We start from the raw sequence: 14,147 nt of genomic DNA, 5'->3' as shown, positions 1-14,147 counted from the left end.
TGTCGCCCGGTCGCGCGCTCAGCGCCCTGAGGTAAAGGTGCAGAGTTGCCAGATGCCCTCGGGCGATTGTGCCAGTGCCGCGCGCGGGCCCGACATCGGGGTCAGATAGTCGCGATGCAGATACCCGCGGGTGCCATCCGACAGGATTATCGCCCGGTATTCGGCCCCGGGATCGAACCCGGCGGTCAGAACCACTTCGAAGCTGACCTGGGTCAGGATCTCCCCGGTCCGCTCCGGTGTCTTGCGCAGGTTCACGTTTGCGCCGGTGACGAAATGGGCCTGCGCCGGGTCGATTCGCGCGGGCAGCTGGATGCGCCAGTGATGGGGCATCCAGAACTCGCCCTCGGCATCGAAATACCCCGGTGCCGCCAGCGCCTTGGCCAGCATCTGCCAGCGGGTTTCGACCGTGGTTTCGGAGTTCGTGTCCGAAACGGTCAGCATCTGACGCAGCTCTTCCGGCCCGCCCGGGCCGTCATCGCTGAGGCTCAGATCGGCGCAGGCGGCGGCACTGAGGCGACCCAGATCGCGTGCGGCCACCGCCGCGCGCAGCGCGTCGCGCGCGGCAAGGACCGCCGGGTTGTCCGCAGCCTCGTCCCGAGGGGGGAAGCTCTGACGTTCGGCCAGCACCGGCTGGGCAAGGCACAGCAGAAGGGGTAGGAGGATCGCGCGCATGTTCACCCTGCCGCCCGCATCGCTGCTTGGGCACAGAAGCACGAGGCGCCGACCGCCCGGTCGGCCCGTGCCAGCGCCAGATCCAGACGCTGGCGGATCTGGATGATCTCAACCGTCTCTGCACGCGCTTTCAGACAGTCATGCAAGCCTTTGAGACTCCACACATTGTCGGGATGAACCGCGGCGCGGCTGAGCTGTCCGCCCAGCCCCAGATCGGCGCGATAGACTGTCTCGGCCTCGTCCACATGGCCCTGTTCGAACAGCAGCGCGCCCAGCGCATGGCGGGTGGGCTGCATCCAGCCCCAGGGCTCGTCATAGGGCAGAGTGTCGTCCAGCTCGATCGAGCGGCGCAGATGGGCATAGGCCAGATCGTAACTCCCCTTGCGGTACTCGATCTCTCCGCGCAGCATTTCCTTTGCGATCTCAAGAAGATCGACGACGCGGTTGTTATGCAGGAGCCGGCTTTCGGGCACCCGGGCGGCGGCGGCCAGAAACACCTGTTCCTCGGCCTCTGCCTCGGCCACGCGGCCGGTAGCGGCAAAGGCGACCGCGCGCGCATAATGCACCGTTGCGGTCAGTGTGCGGTACAAGTCGGGATCAGCGGGCGGTTCCAGCGCGATGGCCTCGTCCCAGCGGCCGAACCGGATCAGGATATGCGGCCCCATCGCCATGTAGCTTTCGAAGTAATCCGCCATCGGCGGGCTTTCCATGCGCAGCATCTCTTCGGGGACCGAGTCCCAGAGGTCGCGATTGGCCTCCAGCGCGGGTTGCATCTGGCCCAGGAACAGGGCGCCATAGATGGCGAAATGGCAATTGTGGATGCGATAACCGGTATAGATGTTGAACGCGCCCTCGCGGTCGAGATACTTGCGGTCGGCCAGCGTGGCGCGGCGGTTCCAGTGCACCACATCGTGATACTGGCCGCAAAGCACGTCGATATGGGTGGGCATATGCACCAGGTGGCCGGCATCGGGCACCAGCGTGCGCAGCACATCCGCCGCCTTCAGCGCCTTTTCGGGGGTGGGCGACATTTCCATCAGGTGGACATAAAGATGCAGCAGCCCCGGATGGTGCATCGCGCCCGGGGCCTCGCTCAGGGCGGTTTCCAGTACCTCTTGCGCCTCGCGGGTGGCGGCTCCGGCGGCGGGCTGGCCGGTGGCCAGATCCCACATCTGCCACGGGGTCAGGTTCAGCAGGCTTTCGGCATAGATCGCGCGCAGGTCGAGGTGACCCGGATGCGCGGCAAAGGCGGCGCGCATGGCATCTGCGAAATCATGATCCCAGCGGTGCATGTCCGCGTCCAGCTCTCGCTGCGGATAGCGCGCGGGCAGGGCGCGGATCAGCGCCTGTTCGACCGGGGTGCCGCCCGCGACCCGCGCCAGCGCGGCCTGGCTCGCATCATAGGACGTGGCCAGCGCCTCGGCCCGGGTGGCGCTGTCCCAGCGTTCCCAGGGCATGTTGTAATTTGGGCCGCTGGCATAGGCGAGGCCCCAATGGGCCATGGCGCAGTCCGGGTCATGCTCCAGCGCGCGGCGGAAACAGGCAGCGGCCTCGGCATGGTTATAGCCATAGGTCCAGATCAGGCCCCGGTCGAACCACAGCTGCGCCTCGGGCGCGGCGGTGGTCACCGGGCAGCTGTATTGACCCAGGTCATAGCCGTAGTCGGTCATCGTCACCTCCCTGTGCTTTCAGCCCGAGACTAGAGCAGGTGACACGACAGGAAAAGGTCAGGCGATCACCCGCTCCTCGATCCGACCCATATGCAGCATCAGGGCAAAGCCCAGCGTGCACATGATCAGGATGCCGGTGGTCAGCGGCGCCATCGAGCCATCAAACAGCAGGCCGATAGGGGCGGCGATGGCGGCGGCCAGCACCGTCGAAACCGCTCCGATGACCGAGGCCGCCATGCCCGCGATATGGCCCATCGGCTCCATCGCGATGGCGTTCAGATTGCCCAGTGTGGTGCCGGCCATGAAGAACACCGACGTTTGCCAGGCCACGAACAGGCCGAATTGGACGTCGGGCGAAAGCTCGACCCAGCCACTGGCGATCATGCCGGTGGTGATCACGATCTGCGCGCCCAGCGACCAGGTCACCATCCGGCGCATGCCCAGCCGCACCACCAGCGCCGCGTTGAGCAGACTGGCCGAGCCCGAGATCAGCGCCACCAGCGCGAACCAGAACGGAAAGCTCTCGGCGCGGCCATGGATCACGTCATAGACCGGTTGCACCATGGTCAGCATGGTAAAGAGCGTACCCATGCAGAAGGTCTGAACCAGGATCGACAGGCGCACCGTGGGATGGGCAAACATCTGGCACACCGCATCGGCCAACAGCGGGCCGCGAAACGGCCGGCGGTTCTCGACCGGCAGCGATTCCGGCAGGCGCAGACCCAGCCACAGAACCACGATGCCCGCGAACAGGATGAAGGAAACGAAGATGCCGCGCCAGCCGACCAGCGCGATCACACCCGCGCCCAAGAGCGGTGCCACCGCGGGCACCAGGGTAAAGATCAGCATCGCAATCGACACGATCCGCGCCATCTGCCGCCCGGCATAAAGGTCGCGCACCACGGCCATTGCCACCACGCGCGGCCCGGCGGCGCCCAGGCCCTGGGCGACACGGGCGGCCAGGACCAGTTCCAGGGACGAGCTGAACAGGGCCACCGCGCTGGCCAGGATATAGAGCGCCGCACCGCCATAGATCACCGGCTTGCGGCCGAAGGCATCCGACAGCGGGCCGGTAAAGAACGTGCCCACGCCCATGCCCAGCACAAAAGAGGTCAGGATCAGCTGCGCCCGGTTCACCGCCTCGGGGCTCAGCTCCTGCCCGATCTCGGGCAGGGCGGGCAGCATCGAGTCGATGGAAAAGGCGATAGTTGCGAACATCATCGCGATCAGCGCGATGAATTCGGCCTTGGACATCCGGTCTGCCATCTGGGGGTCTCCTCTGGTCTGGCGCTAACATGGCCGGCCAGAGGGGGCCAGTTCAGAACCGCACAGATATCTGTGCGTTCATGCGGAGGTGGTCTCGATCTGAGACATGATTTCGCGGATCACCTGTTCCCACAGTTCCGGCGGCTGCGCGCCCGGAACCGCATGCTGGTTGGCAACGATGAAGGTCGGGACCGAGCTGACCCCCATCTCGCGCGAATGGCTGTCGCGCTTGGCGATGTCGTCGCGGTCGGCATCCGATTTCAGCAGTTTCAGGACCACGGCGGCATCCATGCCGATACTGTCGGCGATATCGGCCAGCACCTCGGCATCGCCGATATCGCGGCCCTCGGTGAAATAGGCGGCAAACAGGGCATCGACGGCCTCGGTCTGTTTGCCCTCGACCCCGGCCCAGTGGATCAGGCGATGGGCGTCCAGCGTGTTCGGGGTGCGCTGCATCGCCTCGAAATCAATTGCCAGCCCGGCCTTTTCGGCATGTTCCACCACCGGCGCATAGGCGCGTACCGCGCCCTCCTTGCCGCCGAACTTGCGCTCCAGATACTCGCGCCGGTCCATGCCCTCGGGGGCCATGTCGGGGTTCAGCTGGAACGGGTGCCATTCGATCACGAAAGGATGGTCCGGGATCGCCGCCAGCGCCTTGTCCAGCTGGGTCTTGCCGATATAGCACCAGGGACATATCGGATCGGACAGGATATCGAGCTTGACGGTCTGGGTCATGGTTGCGGGGCCTTGAAATAGGCCGGGAGCGCCCGGCGCAGGAGTTTGCCATTGCCGCCCGTGGGCAGCGCCGGAAGATGCACAAAGGCGCGCGGCTGCTTGTAGCGGGCCAGATTGGCCTCGACATAGGTGCTCAGCGCGGCCGCGTCCAGTTCGGCGGGGCCGGTATAGAAGGCGGCGATGATATAGGTGTCGGGTTTCACCTCGACGGCGGCGGCGCCGACCTGCTCGATGCCGGGAAAGCGGATCAGCGCGGCCTCGACCTCGACCGGCGAGACGCGATAGCCGCCCGCGTTCATCATGTCGTCATCGCGGCCCAGATAGGTGATCTGCCCGTCGATGGCCATGGCGCCCTGATCGCCGGTTAGGAACCAGTCGCCCTGCATCCGGGCGGCGGCCTCGTCAGGCGCGTTCAGATAGCCCAGCATCAGGCCGGGGTCGCCGCGATGCACAGCGATGGTGCCGGGCTGGCCCTGCGGCACCGGTCCGTCGAGGCCGAGGATGGCGATGCGGCGGCCCACCTGCGGCTGTCCCAGCGCCTCGCCGCGCGCCGGATGGGCGGGGCTGGAGGAGATGAAGGTGGAGCATTCGGACATGCCGAACGCCTCGTACAGCTCGGTCCCGGTGGCGCGGGTCCAGCTTTCGTGCAAGGCGCGGGGCAGTTTTTCGCCCGCGCACAGGGCATGGCGCAAAGCGGGCAGGTCGAGCTTGCCCGCCCCCTGCAGCATTTTGCGAAACACACCGGGCGCGGCGGCAAACAGCGTGGCGTCATGGGCGGCCAGCAGGCCGGGCAGGGCGGCGATATCGGTGCCGGGTTCGGGGATCAGCGCGGTCGCGCCGATGGCCCAGGGGTCCATCAGCCCGGTGCCCAGCGTATAGGTCCAGTTGAACGCGCCCGCATGGCACAGCCGGTCCTCGGGTGTCAGCCCGTACCAGCCCTCGACCATCATTTGCCGCGCCCAGATGGCGCGATGGGCATGGGCCACGGCGCGCGGCTTGCCCGAGGTGCCAGAGGTATAGACCGCATAGGCCAGCCGCTCGGGGTCGCCCAGGGCATAGTCGGCGGGCGGCAGGGCATGCATGGCGTTCAGCGCCTCGATGCCGATCTGTCTGGGATGCGGGGCGCAGGCCACATCGGGCGCGCGCAGGATGGCGGCGGGCGAAAGATCGGCGATCATGCGCGCGGTCTCGGGCTCGGTCAGTTGCGACGAGGTCGGCACCGGCACGATCCCCGCCGCGATGGCGCCCAGATAGGCGATCGGAAACTCGACCGTATTGCCCAGCCGCATCAGCACAATGTCACCGGGCACGAGCCCGGCCTGCAACAGCCCCGTTGCGGTGCCCAGAATGGCCTGCTCCAGACGGGCATAGCTCCACTCCTCGGCGCCATCGGGACGCAGCACCGACAGCGCCACCTTGTCGGGCTGGCGGCGGGCGTGGCGCATCACATGGGCGGCCAGGTTGAACGGGGCGGGACAGGGCGGCGGCGGCCCTTGGTCAAAGATCGACAGCATGGCCCTTGGCTAGCCCGACACCGCGCCCGTTGCAAGCGGGCGCGGCTGCGCCTATAGACCGGTCATGACCAAGCGCGACCCGTCAACCCTGATCCGTATCGCCCGTGAAAATGGCGCCGAGGCCGAGGCCGAACCGCTGGATCTGGGCGCGCGCGTGCGCGAGCTGCGCAAGGCGCGCGACTGGACCCTGGAACAGGCGGCCAGCCAGGCTGGTCTGGCCCGCTCGACGCTGAGCAAGATCGAGAACGGCCAGATGTCGCCCACCTATGACGCGCTCAAGAAGCTAGCGGTGGGGCTGCAAATCTCGGTGCCCCAGCTGTTCACCCCGCCGCAAAAGGGGCAGGTGAACGGGCGCATGACGGTGACCAAATCGGGCTCTGGCTCGGGCCATGCGACCGCCACCTATGAACACGAACTGCTCGCCGACAGCCTGACCAAGAAACAGATGCTGCCCTATCGCGCTCGCGTTCGCGCCCGCGCGATGGAGGAGTTCGACGGCTGGGTTCGCCATGACGGCGAAGAATTCCTGTATGTGCTGACCGGGGTGATCCGGCTTTATACCGAATTCTATGAGCCGATCGAGATGCGCCGGGGCGACAGCGCCTATTACGATGCCTCGATGGGCCATAACGTAGTGTCGGTCAGTGACGAGGATGCCACCATCCTCTGGGTGACCTCGCTGGTCTGAGCGTCAGCTCTCAAGCTCTCGGTTGAGCGCCTCGACATAGAGATAGTCGCGCAACTCCTCGCGTGCCTCATCCAGGGTCAGGTTGTGCCGTGCGGCCAGATAGGCCTCGAACCGGTCGCGGTCGAGCTTCAGGAACGGCATGTCGCCGTCATCCAGATTGGGAAACCGGCGCTTTGCCCGGGCAAAGGCGCTTGCCCAATCCTGTGTCAGGTCGGTCCAGGTCAACATCGCTGAGCATTCCTTGGTGAGTGGTTAACGGAAACGCTCCTCCCGGCCACCAGCGTAGAAATGTAACGGCTTTGCAAGCACCGGGCAAAGTGCCGCACGATTGAGGCGGGAATATCCGCTCTCAACTCGCCGATAGCGTGTTTTCAGATCAGTCCTGGTACCACCAGACATCCGGCATGTATTGCGGCCCGTCGCCATAGATCGGCGGGTTTGGCGGGAAGCGCAGTTGCCGGATATGGGCGATGCGCCCCACATCGAAGCGCCAGATCGGGATCACATAGCGCCCGGCGGTCAGCACCCGGTCCAGTGCACGGGTGGCGGCGGTCAGCTCGTCCTCGGTGGTGGCCGCCAGCATCCTGTCGATCATCGCGTCAATGGCGGGCGAGGCCGCGCCCATCAGGTTGCGGGTGCCCGGCTGGCCCGCGCTGTGCGAACCCCAGTAAAGCCGCTGTTCATTGCCCGGCGACAACGAAAGGTCACGCCGGAACGGAGTCAGGTCGAAATCGAGCTCGGCGACGCGGGCGGTATATTGCGCGTTGTCCACCTTTTCGATCTGGGCCGCGATACCCAGCCGCTCCAGCGCGCGGGTATAGATCTCGAGCACCGTCTGCATGTCGCTGTCGCCCTGCCGCAGCAGAAACCGCAGCGCCAGCGGCGCACCGTCCGGCCCCAGCAACTGACCCTGCTCGATGCGGAACCCGGCCTGTTCCAGAAATTGCGCGGCACGGCGCAGATTGGTGCGGTTGCGTGCGGTGCCATCGCCCTGGGGCAAGGCATAGCCTTCGAGTGTGCCGGGCGGCAGATCGGCGGCAAAGGGGGCCAGCAATTCGGCCTCGCGCCCGCTGGCGGTGCCGGGCCGATAGGCCAGATCGGTGCCCGAGAAATACGAGGTGATGCGCGGCATCACCCCGCCGGTCACCGTGTCGTTGATGAATTCGAAGTTGAAGGCCAACAGCAGCGCCTCGCGCAGGCGCCAGTCATCGAAAGGCGCGCGCCGGGTATTGATCACGAAACCGGTCATGCCCGAGGGCTTGCCATGGGCGATTTCGGTCTTGATCACATCGCCACGCTGGGCGGCGGGGAAGTCATAGGCGCTGTCCCATTTCTGGGCGTTGAACTCGCGAATGGCACTCAGCTCACCGGCCTTGAACGCTTCCATCAACACCGTGCCGTCGCCGAAAAAGTCGATCCGCATCTCGTCGAAATTCATCGTGCCGCGGCGAAAGCCCAGATCGGCGCCCCAATAGTCGGGGTTGCGGGCAAAGGTCACGTAGCGCCCCGGCTCATAAGCCGAGACCACATAGGGGCCGGTGCCGATAGGAATGTCGTGAATATTGCCCTCGGACAGGCTGCGCCCCTCCCACTGGGCCTTTTGCAGGATCGGGCGCAGGCCCGCCAGCATCGCCAGTTCGCGATCCTCGTCGGCGAATGTGATGCGCAGGCTGCGCGGCCCGGTTGCCTCGATCGACGCAATGCGCGACCAGAATCCGCGATAGCGCAGATGCCCCTCGGTGCCCAGGGTCTGGTAGGACCAGATCACATCCTCGACCGTGACCGGGCTGCCATCCGAGAATCGGGCCTCCTCGCGCAGGGTGAATTCGACCCATGCGCGGTCCGGCGGCACCTCGACCGATTCGGCCAAAAGACCGTAAAGCGTGAAGGGTTCGTCCCAGGATCGGCCCATCAGGCTTTCGTAAGACCAGAAGGGCATCTGCCAGGGAAAGGTGCCTTTCTGGGCAAAGGGATTGAGGCTGTCAAAGCCGCCGGTGTTGCCGAACACCACGCGCCCGCCTTTGGGCGCGTCCGGGTTGGCATAGGGCAGGGACACAAAATCCGGTGGCAAGGCAGGTGCGCCATACATAGCTATGGCATGGCGTGATTCTGCATCGGCGAAACTGGCGCCCAATAGAAGGGCGATTCCCGCCGTCAGCGGGCGGAAGGGTCGGAAATAATCTGGTCGCACTTGCGCAACAATCCTGCTCGGGCCTTATTTTCTTGGCCCTCACCCTAACGATGGTTTCACGTCTTTTCAAACTTTTAGCTTGGATGCGGGCACAGAATTGCTTATAAAGGGGTCACTGCTCGATAGGTTTCTTGCCTGTATGAAACCTGCCTCAATAACTTAACGCCCGCCTTGCGCGGGCGTTTTTTTCTGTGCGCTTCCATTTGCGGATACGCGGGAAGGCGCCGCCGGGCGGCCCTTTCAATTCGCGGCCCACAGTCTTGGGGAGACGACAAAATTCTGCGAATTTTGTCCCGGGGGGGCTGCGCCCCCCGTTCCGGGACCGCCGGTTCCGAGATTCCCCGTTTTCTTTGCAGGTGCAGCATGGCAGGGTGACCCGCGACAGAGCCTGCTGCAGAGAGGGAAAGACATGTCGCTGAACGGCAAGACCGCAATCGTCACCGGATCGAATTCGGGCATTGGCCTGGGCATCGCGCGCGAACTGGCGCGGGCGGGGGCCGATGTGGTGCTGAACTCTTTCACCGACCGGGACGAGGATCATGCGCTGGCCGCCGCGCTGGCCGCCGAGTTCGGGGTGAGCGCCCGCTATATCAAGGCCGACATGTCCCAGGGCGCGGAGTGCCGGGCGCTGATCGCGCAGGCCGGGCGCTGCGATATCCTGATCAACAACGCCGGTATCCAGCATGTGGCGCCGATCGACACGTTCCCGCAGGAGAAGTGGGATGCGATCATCGCCATCAACATGAACTCGGCCTTTCACACCATGGCAGCGGCCCTGCCGATGATGCGCGCGGCGGGTTGGGGCCGGATCGTCAATATCGCCTCGGCCCATGGCCTGACCGCCTCGCCCTTCAAGGCGGCCTATGTGGCGGCCAAACATGGGGTGGTCGGGATGACCAAGACCGTGGCGCTGGAAACCGCGCAGGACCCGATCACCTGCAACGCCATCTGCCCGGGCTATGTGCTGACCCCGTTGGTCGAGGCGCAGATCCCCGATACGATGGAGAAATACGGGATGAGCCGCGAGGACGTGATCAAGAAGGTCATGCTCGAACGTCAGCCTTCCAAGGAATTCGCCACTGTCGAACAGCTGGGCGGCACCGCCGTGTTTCTGTGTTCCGATGCGGCGGCCCAGATCACCGGCACCACGATCAGCGTCGATGGCGGCTGGACGGCCCTTTGATCCGAAGGGAAAGGGGGGCTCTGCCCCCCGGCACAAAATTCGCAGAATTTTGTCGCCTCCCCTCGGAGTATTTGTAGCGAAATGAAGAGGTGATGGTGGTGCGGCGGATCAATCTGGCCTTGCAGGGAGGCGGCGCGCATGGCGCCTTTACCTGGGGTGTGCTCGACCGCTTGCTGGACGAGCCGGATGTCGAGGTGGCCGCAATCACCGGCACCTCGGCCGGGGCGCTGAACGGCGCCGCCTTCAAGGCCGGCATGGTGGCCGGTGGGCGCGCCGGTGCGCGCGCCGCGCTTGACCGGGTCTGGCGGCGCATGGGCGCGGTCACCGACGACCGCATCAGTGGCTGGCTGGGGGCCGGGGATCCTGCGCATCTGGCCCGGATGCTGGAATATTCCGCCCCCTTTGCCCTGGCCGAAACCTGGTCACGGCTGGTCTCGCCCTATGCCTATGGGCCGTTCTACGGCAACCCGCTGCGACCGGTGGTCGAGGCGTTGGATTTCGCCAATGTCTGCGCCCATCAGGGGCCAAAGCTGTTCATCTGCGCCACCCGGGTGCGCACCGGCAAGATCCGCGTCTTTGCCGAAGAGGAGATCACCACCGATGCCATTCTTGCCTCGGCCTGTCTGCCGACCATGTTCCAGGCGATCGAGATCGACGATCCCGAGACCGGCCGGCGCGAGGCCTATTGGGATGGCGGCTATACCGGCAATCCGGCGCTGTTTCCGCTGTTCAACCGCGACCTGCCGGACGATGTGGTGATCGTCAACATCAACCCGCTGGAGCGTGACGCGCTGCCGGTGACGCCGCAGCAGATCCAGAACCGGATCAACGAGATCAGCTTCAACTCATCCCTGCTGCGCGAGTTGCGGGCGATCCGCTTCGTGCAGCGCCTGCTGGAAGATGGCACGCTGGAGCGGGGCCGGATGAGCCGGGTTCTGGTTCACATGATCGCCGATGACGCGCTGATGAACAGCCTGTCGGTGGCAACCAAGGTGGTGCCGCTGCCCCAGATCCTGGACCGGCTGAAACAGGCGGGCCGGGCGGCGGCGGACTCGTTTCTGGACGCGCACAAGACTGACCTTGGCCAACGCTCGACCGTCGATATGGAGGCGATGTTCGGCTAGGCCCCGGCCTTGATCTGGAACACGTGGTTCAGATAGGCGTTCTCGTTCAGCCGGAAATGAGTGTCGCCTACATGGGCAAAGCCGCGCCCCCGGTAGAACCGCAACGCGCGGTCGTTTTCGGAACTGACCATCAGCCATGCGGGCGTGCCGGGCGGCAGCCCCGCCAGCCCCGCCTGCAACAGCGCACGGCCCAGTCCGGCGGCCTGATGGCGCGGCTGCACATAAAGCTTGTCGATCTCGACCTGGGCATTGCCCGCCGGGGCCGGGCTGTCATGCCTGAGATGCAGGTACCCGCCGATCCCCTCGGCACAATCGGCCACCAGCACCGTGCTGGCGGGCGCGGCGATCAGGGCCTCCATGGCGGTGGGGGTAAAGGTGGTCAGGACATAGTCGGCGTAATCCGCCCGCACACCGTGTTTGACATAGGTGGCCAGCCAGATCTCGATCGACAGCGCCGCCAGCGGCGCCGCGTCGGCGGGGCAGGCGCGGCGGATGGTGCTCACTCGTCGCCCTTCTGCTTGTCGTTGGGATAGACAAGGCCCGCCGAGATCACCAGCTTGGCGGCGTCTTCGACCGTCATGTCGAGGATGATCACGTCTTCTTCGGGGAAATAGAGCAGAAAGCCCGAGGTCGGGTTGGGCGTGGTTGGGACAAACACGCTCATCAACCGGCCGCCGGTCTCGGCCTTGTCGGCAACTTCGCCCTTGGCGGTGGTCGAGACAAACCCGATGGCCCAGATGCCCCGGCGCGGATACTGGATCAGGCAGGCCTGTTCGAAACTGCGTTCGGTCTGGGCAAATACGGTTTCCGAGATCTGCTTGATCCCGGAATAGACCGAACGCACCACCGGCATCCGGTCGACCACACCCTCGGCATACTGGATCAGCGAGCGGCCGATGATGCCCTTGGCAATCCAGCCCACCACGATGGTGAAGACCAGCAGAAAGATGACGCCGACACCACGCAGGTTGATGCCGATATACTGTTCCGGGCGGAACTGATGCGGCACCAGTGGCAGCACGAAACTGTCGACCCAGCCGACCACGGACCAGAACAACCAGATGGTCAGCCCGACAGGGGCGATCACCACGATGCCGGTCAGGAACGAGGCGCGCAGTCCGGCGAACCGGCGGGGCTTCACGTGGGGGGGCTCTTCGTCAAAGGGTGTGTTCATCGGGTCCGTCCGCGCGTTTGAAGGGGAACGTAGTCATTCCGCCGCGCGCCCGCAATGGGGGGCTTGGGAAACCGCCCTCAGCCCCCCAAGGCGATCAGATCCCGGGCGATTTTCGCGGCCAGGCGCGCATTGTTCCGCACCAGCGCGATATTGGCGGTCAGCGAGCGGCCCCCGGTCGCCTCGAAAATCGCCTGTAGCAGGAAGGGCGTGACTGCCTTGCCCGCGATACCCTGCGCATCGGCCTGGGCCTGCGCCTGGGCGATGACCGGGGCCAGATCCTCGGCGGCGATCTGCGCGTCTGCCGGGATCGGGTTGGCGACCAGCTGGCCGCCCGGCAGGCCCAGCGCGCGTCGGGCGGCATGGGCGCGGGCGATGCTGGCGCTGTCATCCATCCGGAGCGGTGCGGGCAGATCCGAGGTCGCCGACCAGAAGGCGGGAAAGCTGTCCTGCCCATAGGCGATGACCGGCACGCCGAGGGTTTCCAGCACCTCAAGCGTCTTGGGCAGATCGAGAATGGCCTTGGCCCCGGCGGCAACCACGGTGACCGGGGTCTCGGCCAGTTCGTGCAGATCGGCCGAGATGTCAAAGCTCTGCTCGGCCCCCTTGTGCACGCCGCCGATGCCACCGGTGGCAAACACCTCGATCCCGGCAAACCGGGCGGCGATCATGGTGGCGGCCACGGTGGTAGCACCGGTGCCGCCGGTGGCGATGCAGGCGGCCATGTCGGCGCGCGAGAGCTTCGCCACCCCCTGCGCCTGGCCCAGCGCGTCCAGCTGATCGGGGTCCAGCCCCACATGCAGCCGCCCCTCGATCACCGCGATGGTGGCGGGCACGGCGCCGGCGTCGCGGATGTCCTGTTCCACCGCGCGGGCGGTCTCGACATTCTGCGGATAGGGCATGCCATGGGTGATGATGGTGCTTTCCAGCGCCACGATGGGGGTGCCCGCGACACGGGCGGCGTGAACCTCGGCGGACAGGTGCAGGTCGATCACAGGGGGGTCTCTCCGGATACATAGGTTGCGGCGGCATGCAGCGCGCGCGACAGGGCTTGGTCGCGGTCGGCGCCCTGCGCCTCGGCGGCGATATGGGCCGCCATGAACGTGTCGCCCGCGCCGGTCACGCGGGTGACCAGAACGGCGGGCGGGGTCTGGGTGATCAGGCGGTCGGCGTCGCCCTCGCTGGCCGAGCGTCCGCCATCGGTGACCAGCACCCGCTGGGCACCGCGCTTGAGCAGGGCTTGGGCGGCGCTGGCGGAATCGGTGAACTCGGTCTGACACAGCAGGCCCGCTTCCTCGAGGTTGACATAGAGCGTGGCGCGGCCCTGACGCACAAAGGGCAACAGCCGCTCGGCCTTGCCGGGCGAGGCCGGGGCCACGCGCAGGTCGGCCAGGGCAAAGGCGGGGCTGTGGGCGATCTCTTCGAGCAGCGACAGGGTCAGGTTGCCGTCCAGCGCCACCGGCCCGGCATGGGGTGCGGCGGCACTGCCCAGGGGCCCGTCCAGCATCGGGCGCAGGATCTTGGCACCCGCCGCCTCGAGCGAATGGGCATCGGCGATGGCGGCGATCAGCCCGTTGGCGCCCTCGACCGCCATGTAACGGTCGGTGGGCAGGTCCTCCGAGCGATAGATGTGATCGGTGCACATGCCCATCTGGGTACAGGCACGGATCAGCTCGTCCCCCTCGGCATCGCGGCCGATGGCGGTGAGCAGCGTGGGGCGCATGCCAAAGCGCGCCAGCGTCATGGCGATGTTCATCGCGACGCCGCCGGGCAGGCGGGTGATCCGGCCCGGCACGTCCGAGCCCTGCCGCATATGGCTGGCCGAACGCCCGATCACGTCCCACAGGACCGAGCCGATACAGAGGATATCCGAGGTTTGGGTCATTCTGCCCTCATGCCGCAGGGCGCGGGCGGGTGCAAGCGGGCATGCGTA

General features: G+C 66.1%; 14 protein-coding genes. 3 read left to right on the top strand and 11 right to left on the bottom strand.

The window, feature by feature from the left end; translation table 11 throughout:
• Positions 1-18: 18 nt before the first annotated feature.
• The 5 genes from SPO_RS10515 to SPO_RS10495 all read right to left on the bottom strand — a co-directional run bounded on the left by SPO_RS10515 (position 19) and on the right by SPO_RS10495 (position 5,857).
• Positions 19-672: an SH3 domain-containing protein gene (locus tag SPO_RS10515; protein WP_044028273.1), complete on the bottom strand. Its 654-nt coding sequence runs from the start codon at positions 670-672 to the stop codon at positions 19-21.
• A 2-nt stretch (positions 673-674) separates the two neighbouring features.
• Positions 675-2,342 carry a tetratricopeptide repeat protein gene (locus tag SPO_RS10510; RefSeq protein WP_044028272.1) on the bottom strand — a complete coding sequence of 556 codons (1,668 nt, stop codon included), beginning with the start codon at positions 2,340-2,342 and terminating at the stop codon, positions 675-677.
• 57 nt (positions 2,343-2,399) lie between these two features.
• A complete protein-coding gene (locus SPO_RS10505; RefSeq protein WP_011047797.1) occupies positions 2,400-3,608 on the bottom strand; it encodes a multidrug effflux MFS transporter in 1,209 nt (402 codons plus the stop codon).
• 78 nt (positions 3,609-3,686) lie between these two features.
• Positions 3,687-4,343 (bottom strand): DsbA family oxidoreductase, encoded by a 657-nt coding sequence (locus SPO_RS10500; protein ID WP_011047796.1) that lies wholly within the window; start codon positions 4,341-4,343, stop codon positions 3,687-3,689.
• Positions 4,340-5,857: a class I adenylate-forming enzyme family protein gene (locus SPO_RS10495; protein ID WP_011047795.1), complete on the bottom strand. Its 1,518-nt coding sequence runs from the start codon at positions 5,855-5,857 to the stop codon at positions 4,340-4,342. Before SPO_RS10495 ends, SPO_RS10500 begins: the two co-directional genes overlap by 4 nt.
• A 64-nt stretch (positions 5,858-5,921) precedes the next feature.
• On the opposite strand from SPO_RS10495, the gene SPO_RS10490 reads away from it, so the two are divergent.
• Complete coding sequence (locus tag SPO_RS10490) at positions 5,922-6,545, top strand: helix-turn-helix domain-containing protein (protein WP_011047794.1); 624 nt, start codon at positions 5,922-5,924, stop codon at positions 6,543-6,545.
• 3 nt (positions 6,546-6,548) lie between these two features.
• Here SPO_RS10490 and SPO_RS10485 read toward each other — a convergent pair whose 3' ends face one another.
• The gene (locus SPO_RS10485) at positions 6,549-6,773 is read right to left on the bottom strand and encodes a hypothetical protein (RefSeq protein WP_011047793.1); all 225 of its coding nucleotides are present in this window, start codon (positions 6,771-6,773) and stop codon (positions 6,549-6,551) included.
• 148 nt (positions 6,774-6,921) lie between these two features.
• The gene (locus tag SPO_RS10480) at positions 6,922-8,736 is read right to left on the bottom strand and encodes an extracellular solute-binding protein (protein WP_011047792.1); all 1,815 of its coding nucleotides are present in this window, start codon (positions 8,734-8,736) and stop codon (positions 6,922-6,924) included.
• 409 nt (positions 8,737-9,145) lie between these two features.
• Here SPO_RS10480 and SPO_RS10475 point away from each other — a divergent pair, with 409 nt between their 5' ends.
• Both SPO_RS10475 and SPO_RS10470 read left to right on the top strand, forming a co-directional pair.
• Positions 9,146-9,919, top strand: coding sequence for a 3-hydroxybutyrate dehydrogenase (locus SPO_RS10475; protein WP_011047791.1), 774 nt, complete (start codon positions 9,146-9,148; stop codon positions 9,917-9,919).
• Between the two features lie 95 nt (positions 9,920-10,014).
• On the top strand, positions 10,015-11,043 hold the full coding sequence (locus SPO_RS10470) for a patatin-like phospholipase family protein (protein ID WP_044029222.1): 1,029 nt from the start codon (positions 10,015-10,017) through the stop codon (positions 11,041-11,043).
• On the opposite strand, the gene SPO_RS10465 is transcribed toward SPO_RS10470, so the two are convergent.
• The 4 genes from SPO_RS10465 to SPO_RS10450 form a co-directional block, all read right to left on the bottom strand.
• On the bottom strand, positions 11,040-11,546 hold the full coding sequence (locus SPO_RS10465) for a GNAT family N-acetyltransferase (RefSeq protein WP_011047789.1): 507 nt from the start codon (positions 11,544-11,546) through the stop codon (positions 11,040-11,042). The two genes, SPO_RS10470 and SPO_RS10465, sit on opposite strands and share 4 nt — an antisense overlap.
• Entirely contained in the window at positions 11,543-12,217 is a 675-nt protein-coding gene (locus tag SPO_RS10460; RefSeq protein ID WP_011047788.1) for a DUF502 domain-containing protein, read from the bottom strand. Before SPO_RS10460 ends, SPO_RS10465 begins: the two co-directional genes overlap by 4 nt.
• 77 nt (positions 12,218-12,294) lie before the next feature.
• A complete protein-coding gene (locus SPO_RS10455) occupies positions 12,295-13,209 on the bottom strand; it encodes a pseudouridine-5'-phosphate glycosidase (protein WP_011047787.1) in 915 nt (304 codons plus the stop codon).
• Positions 13,206-14,099 carry a PfkB family carbohydrate kinase gene (locus SPO_RS10450; RefSeq protein ID WP_011047786.1) on the bottom strand — a complete coding sequence of 298 codons (894 nt, stop codon included), beginning with the start codon at positions 14,097-14,099 and terminating at the stop codon, positions 13,206-13,208. The genes SPO_RS10455 and SPO_RS10450 overlap by 4 nt, the downstream gene beginning before the upstream one ends.
• Positions 14,100-14,147: the final 48 nt, after the last annotated feature.

Origin of the sequence: Ruegeria pomeroyi DSS-3 (genome assembly GCF_000011965.2) — a bacterium.
Taxonomy (GTDB): domain Bacteria; phylum Pseudomonadota; class Alphaproteobacteria; order Rhodobacterales; family Rhodobacteraceae; genus Ruegeria_B; species Ruegeria_B pomeroyi.
Note: the sequence above shows the minus strand (reverse complement) of the source record. Positions and strands in the feature narration are given on the sequence as shown.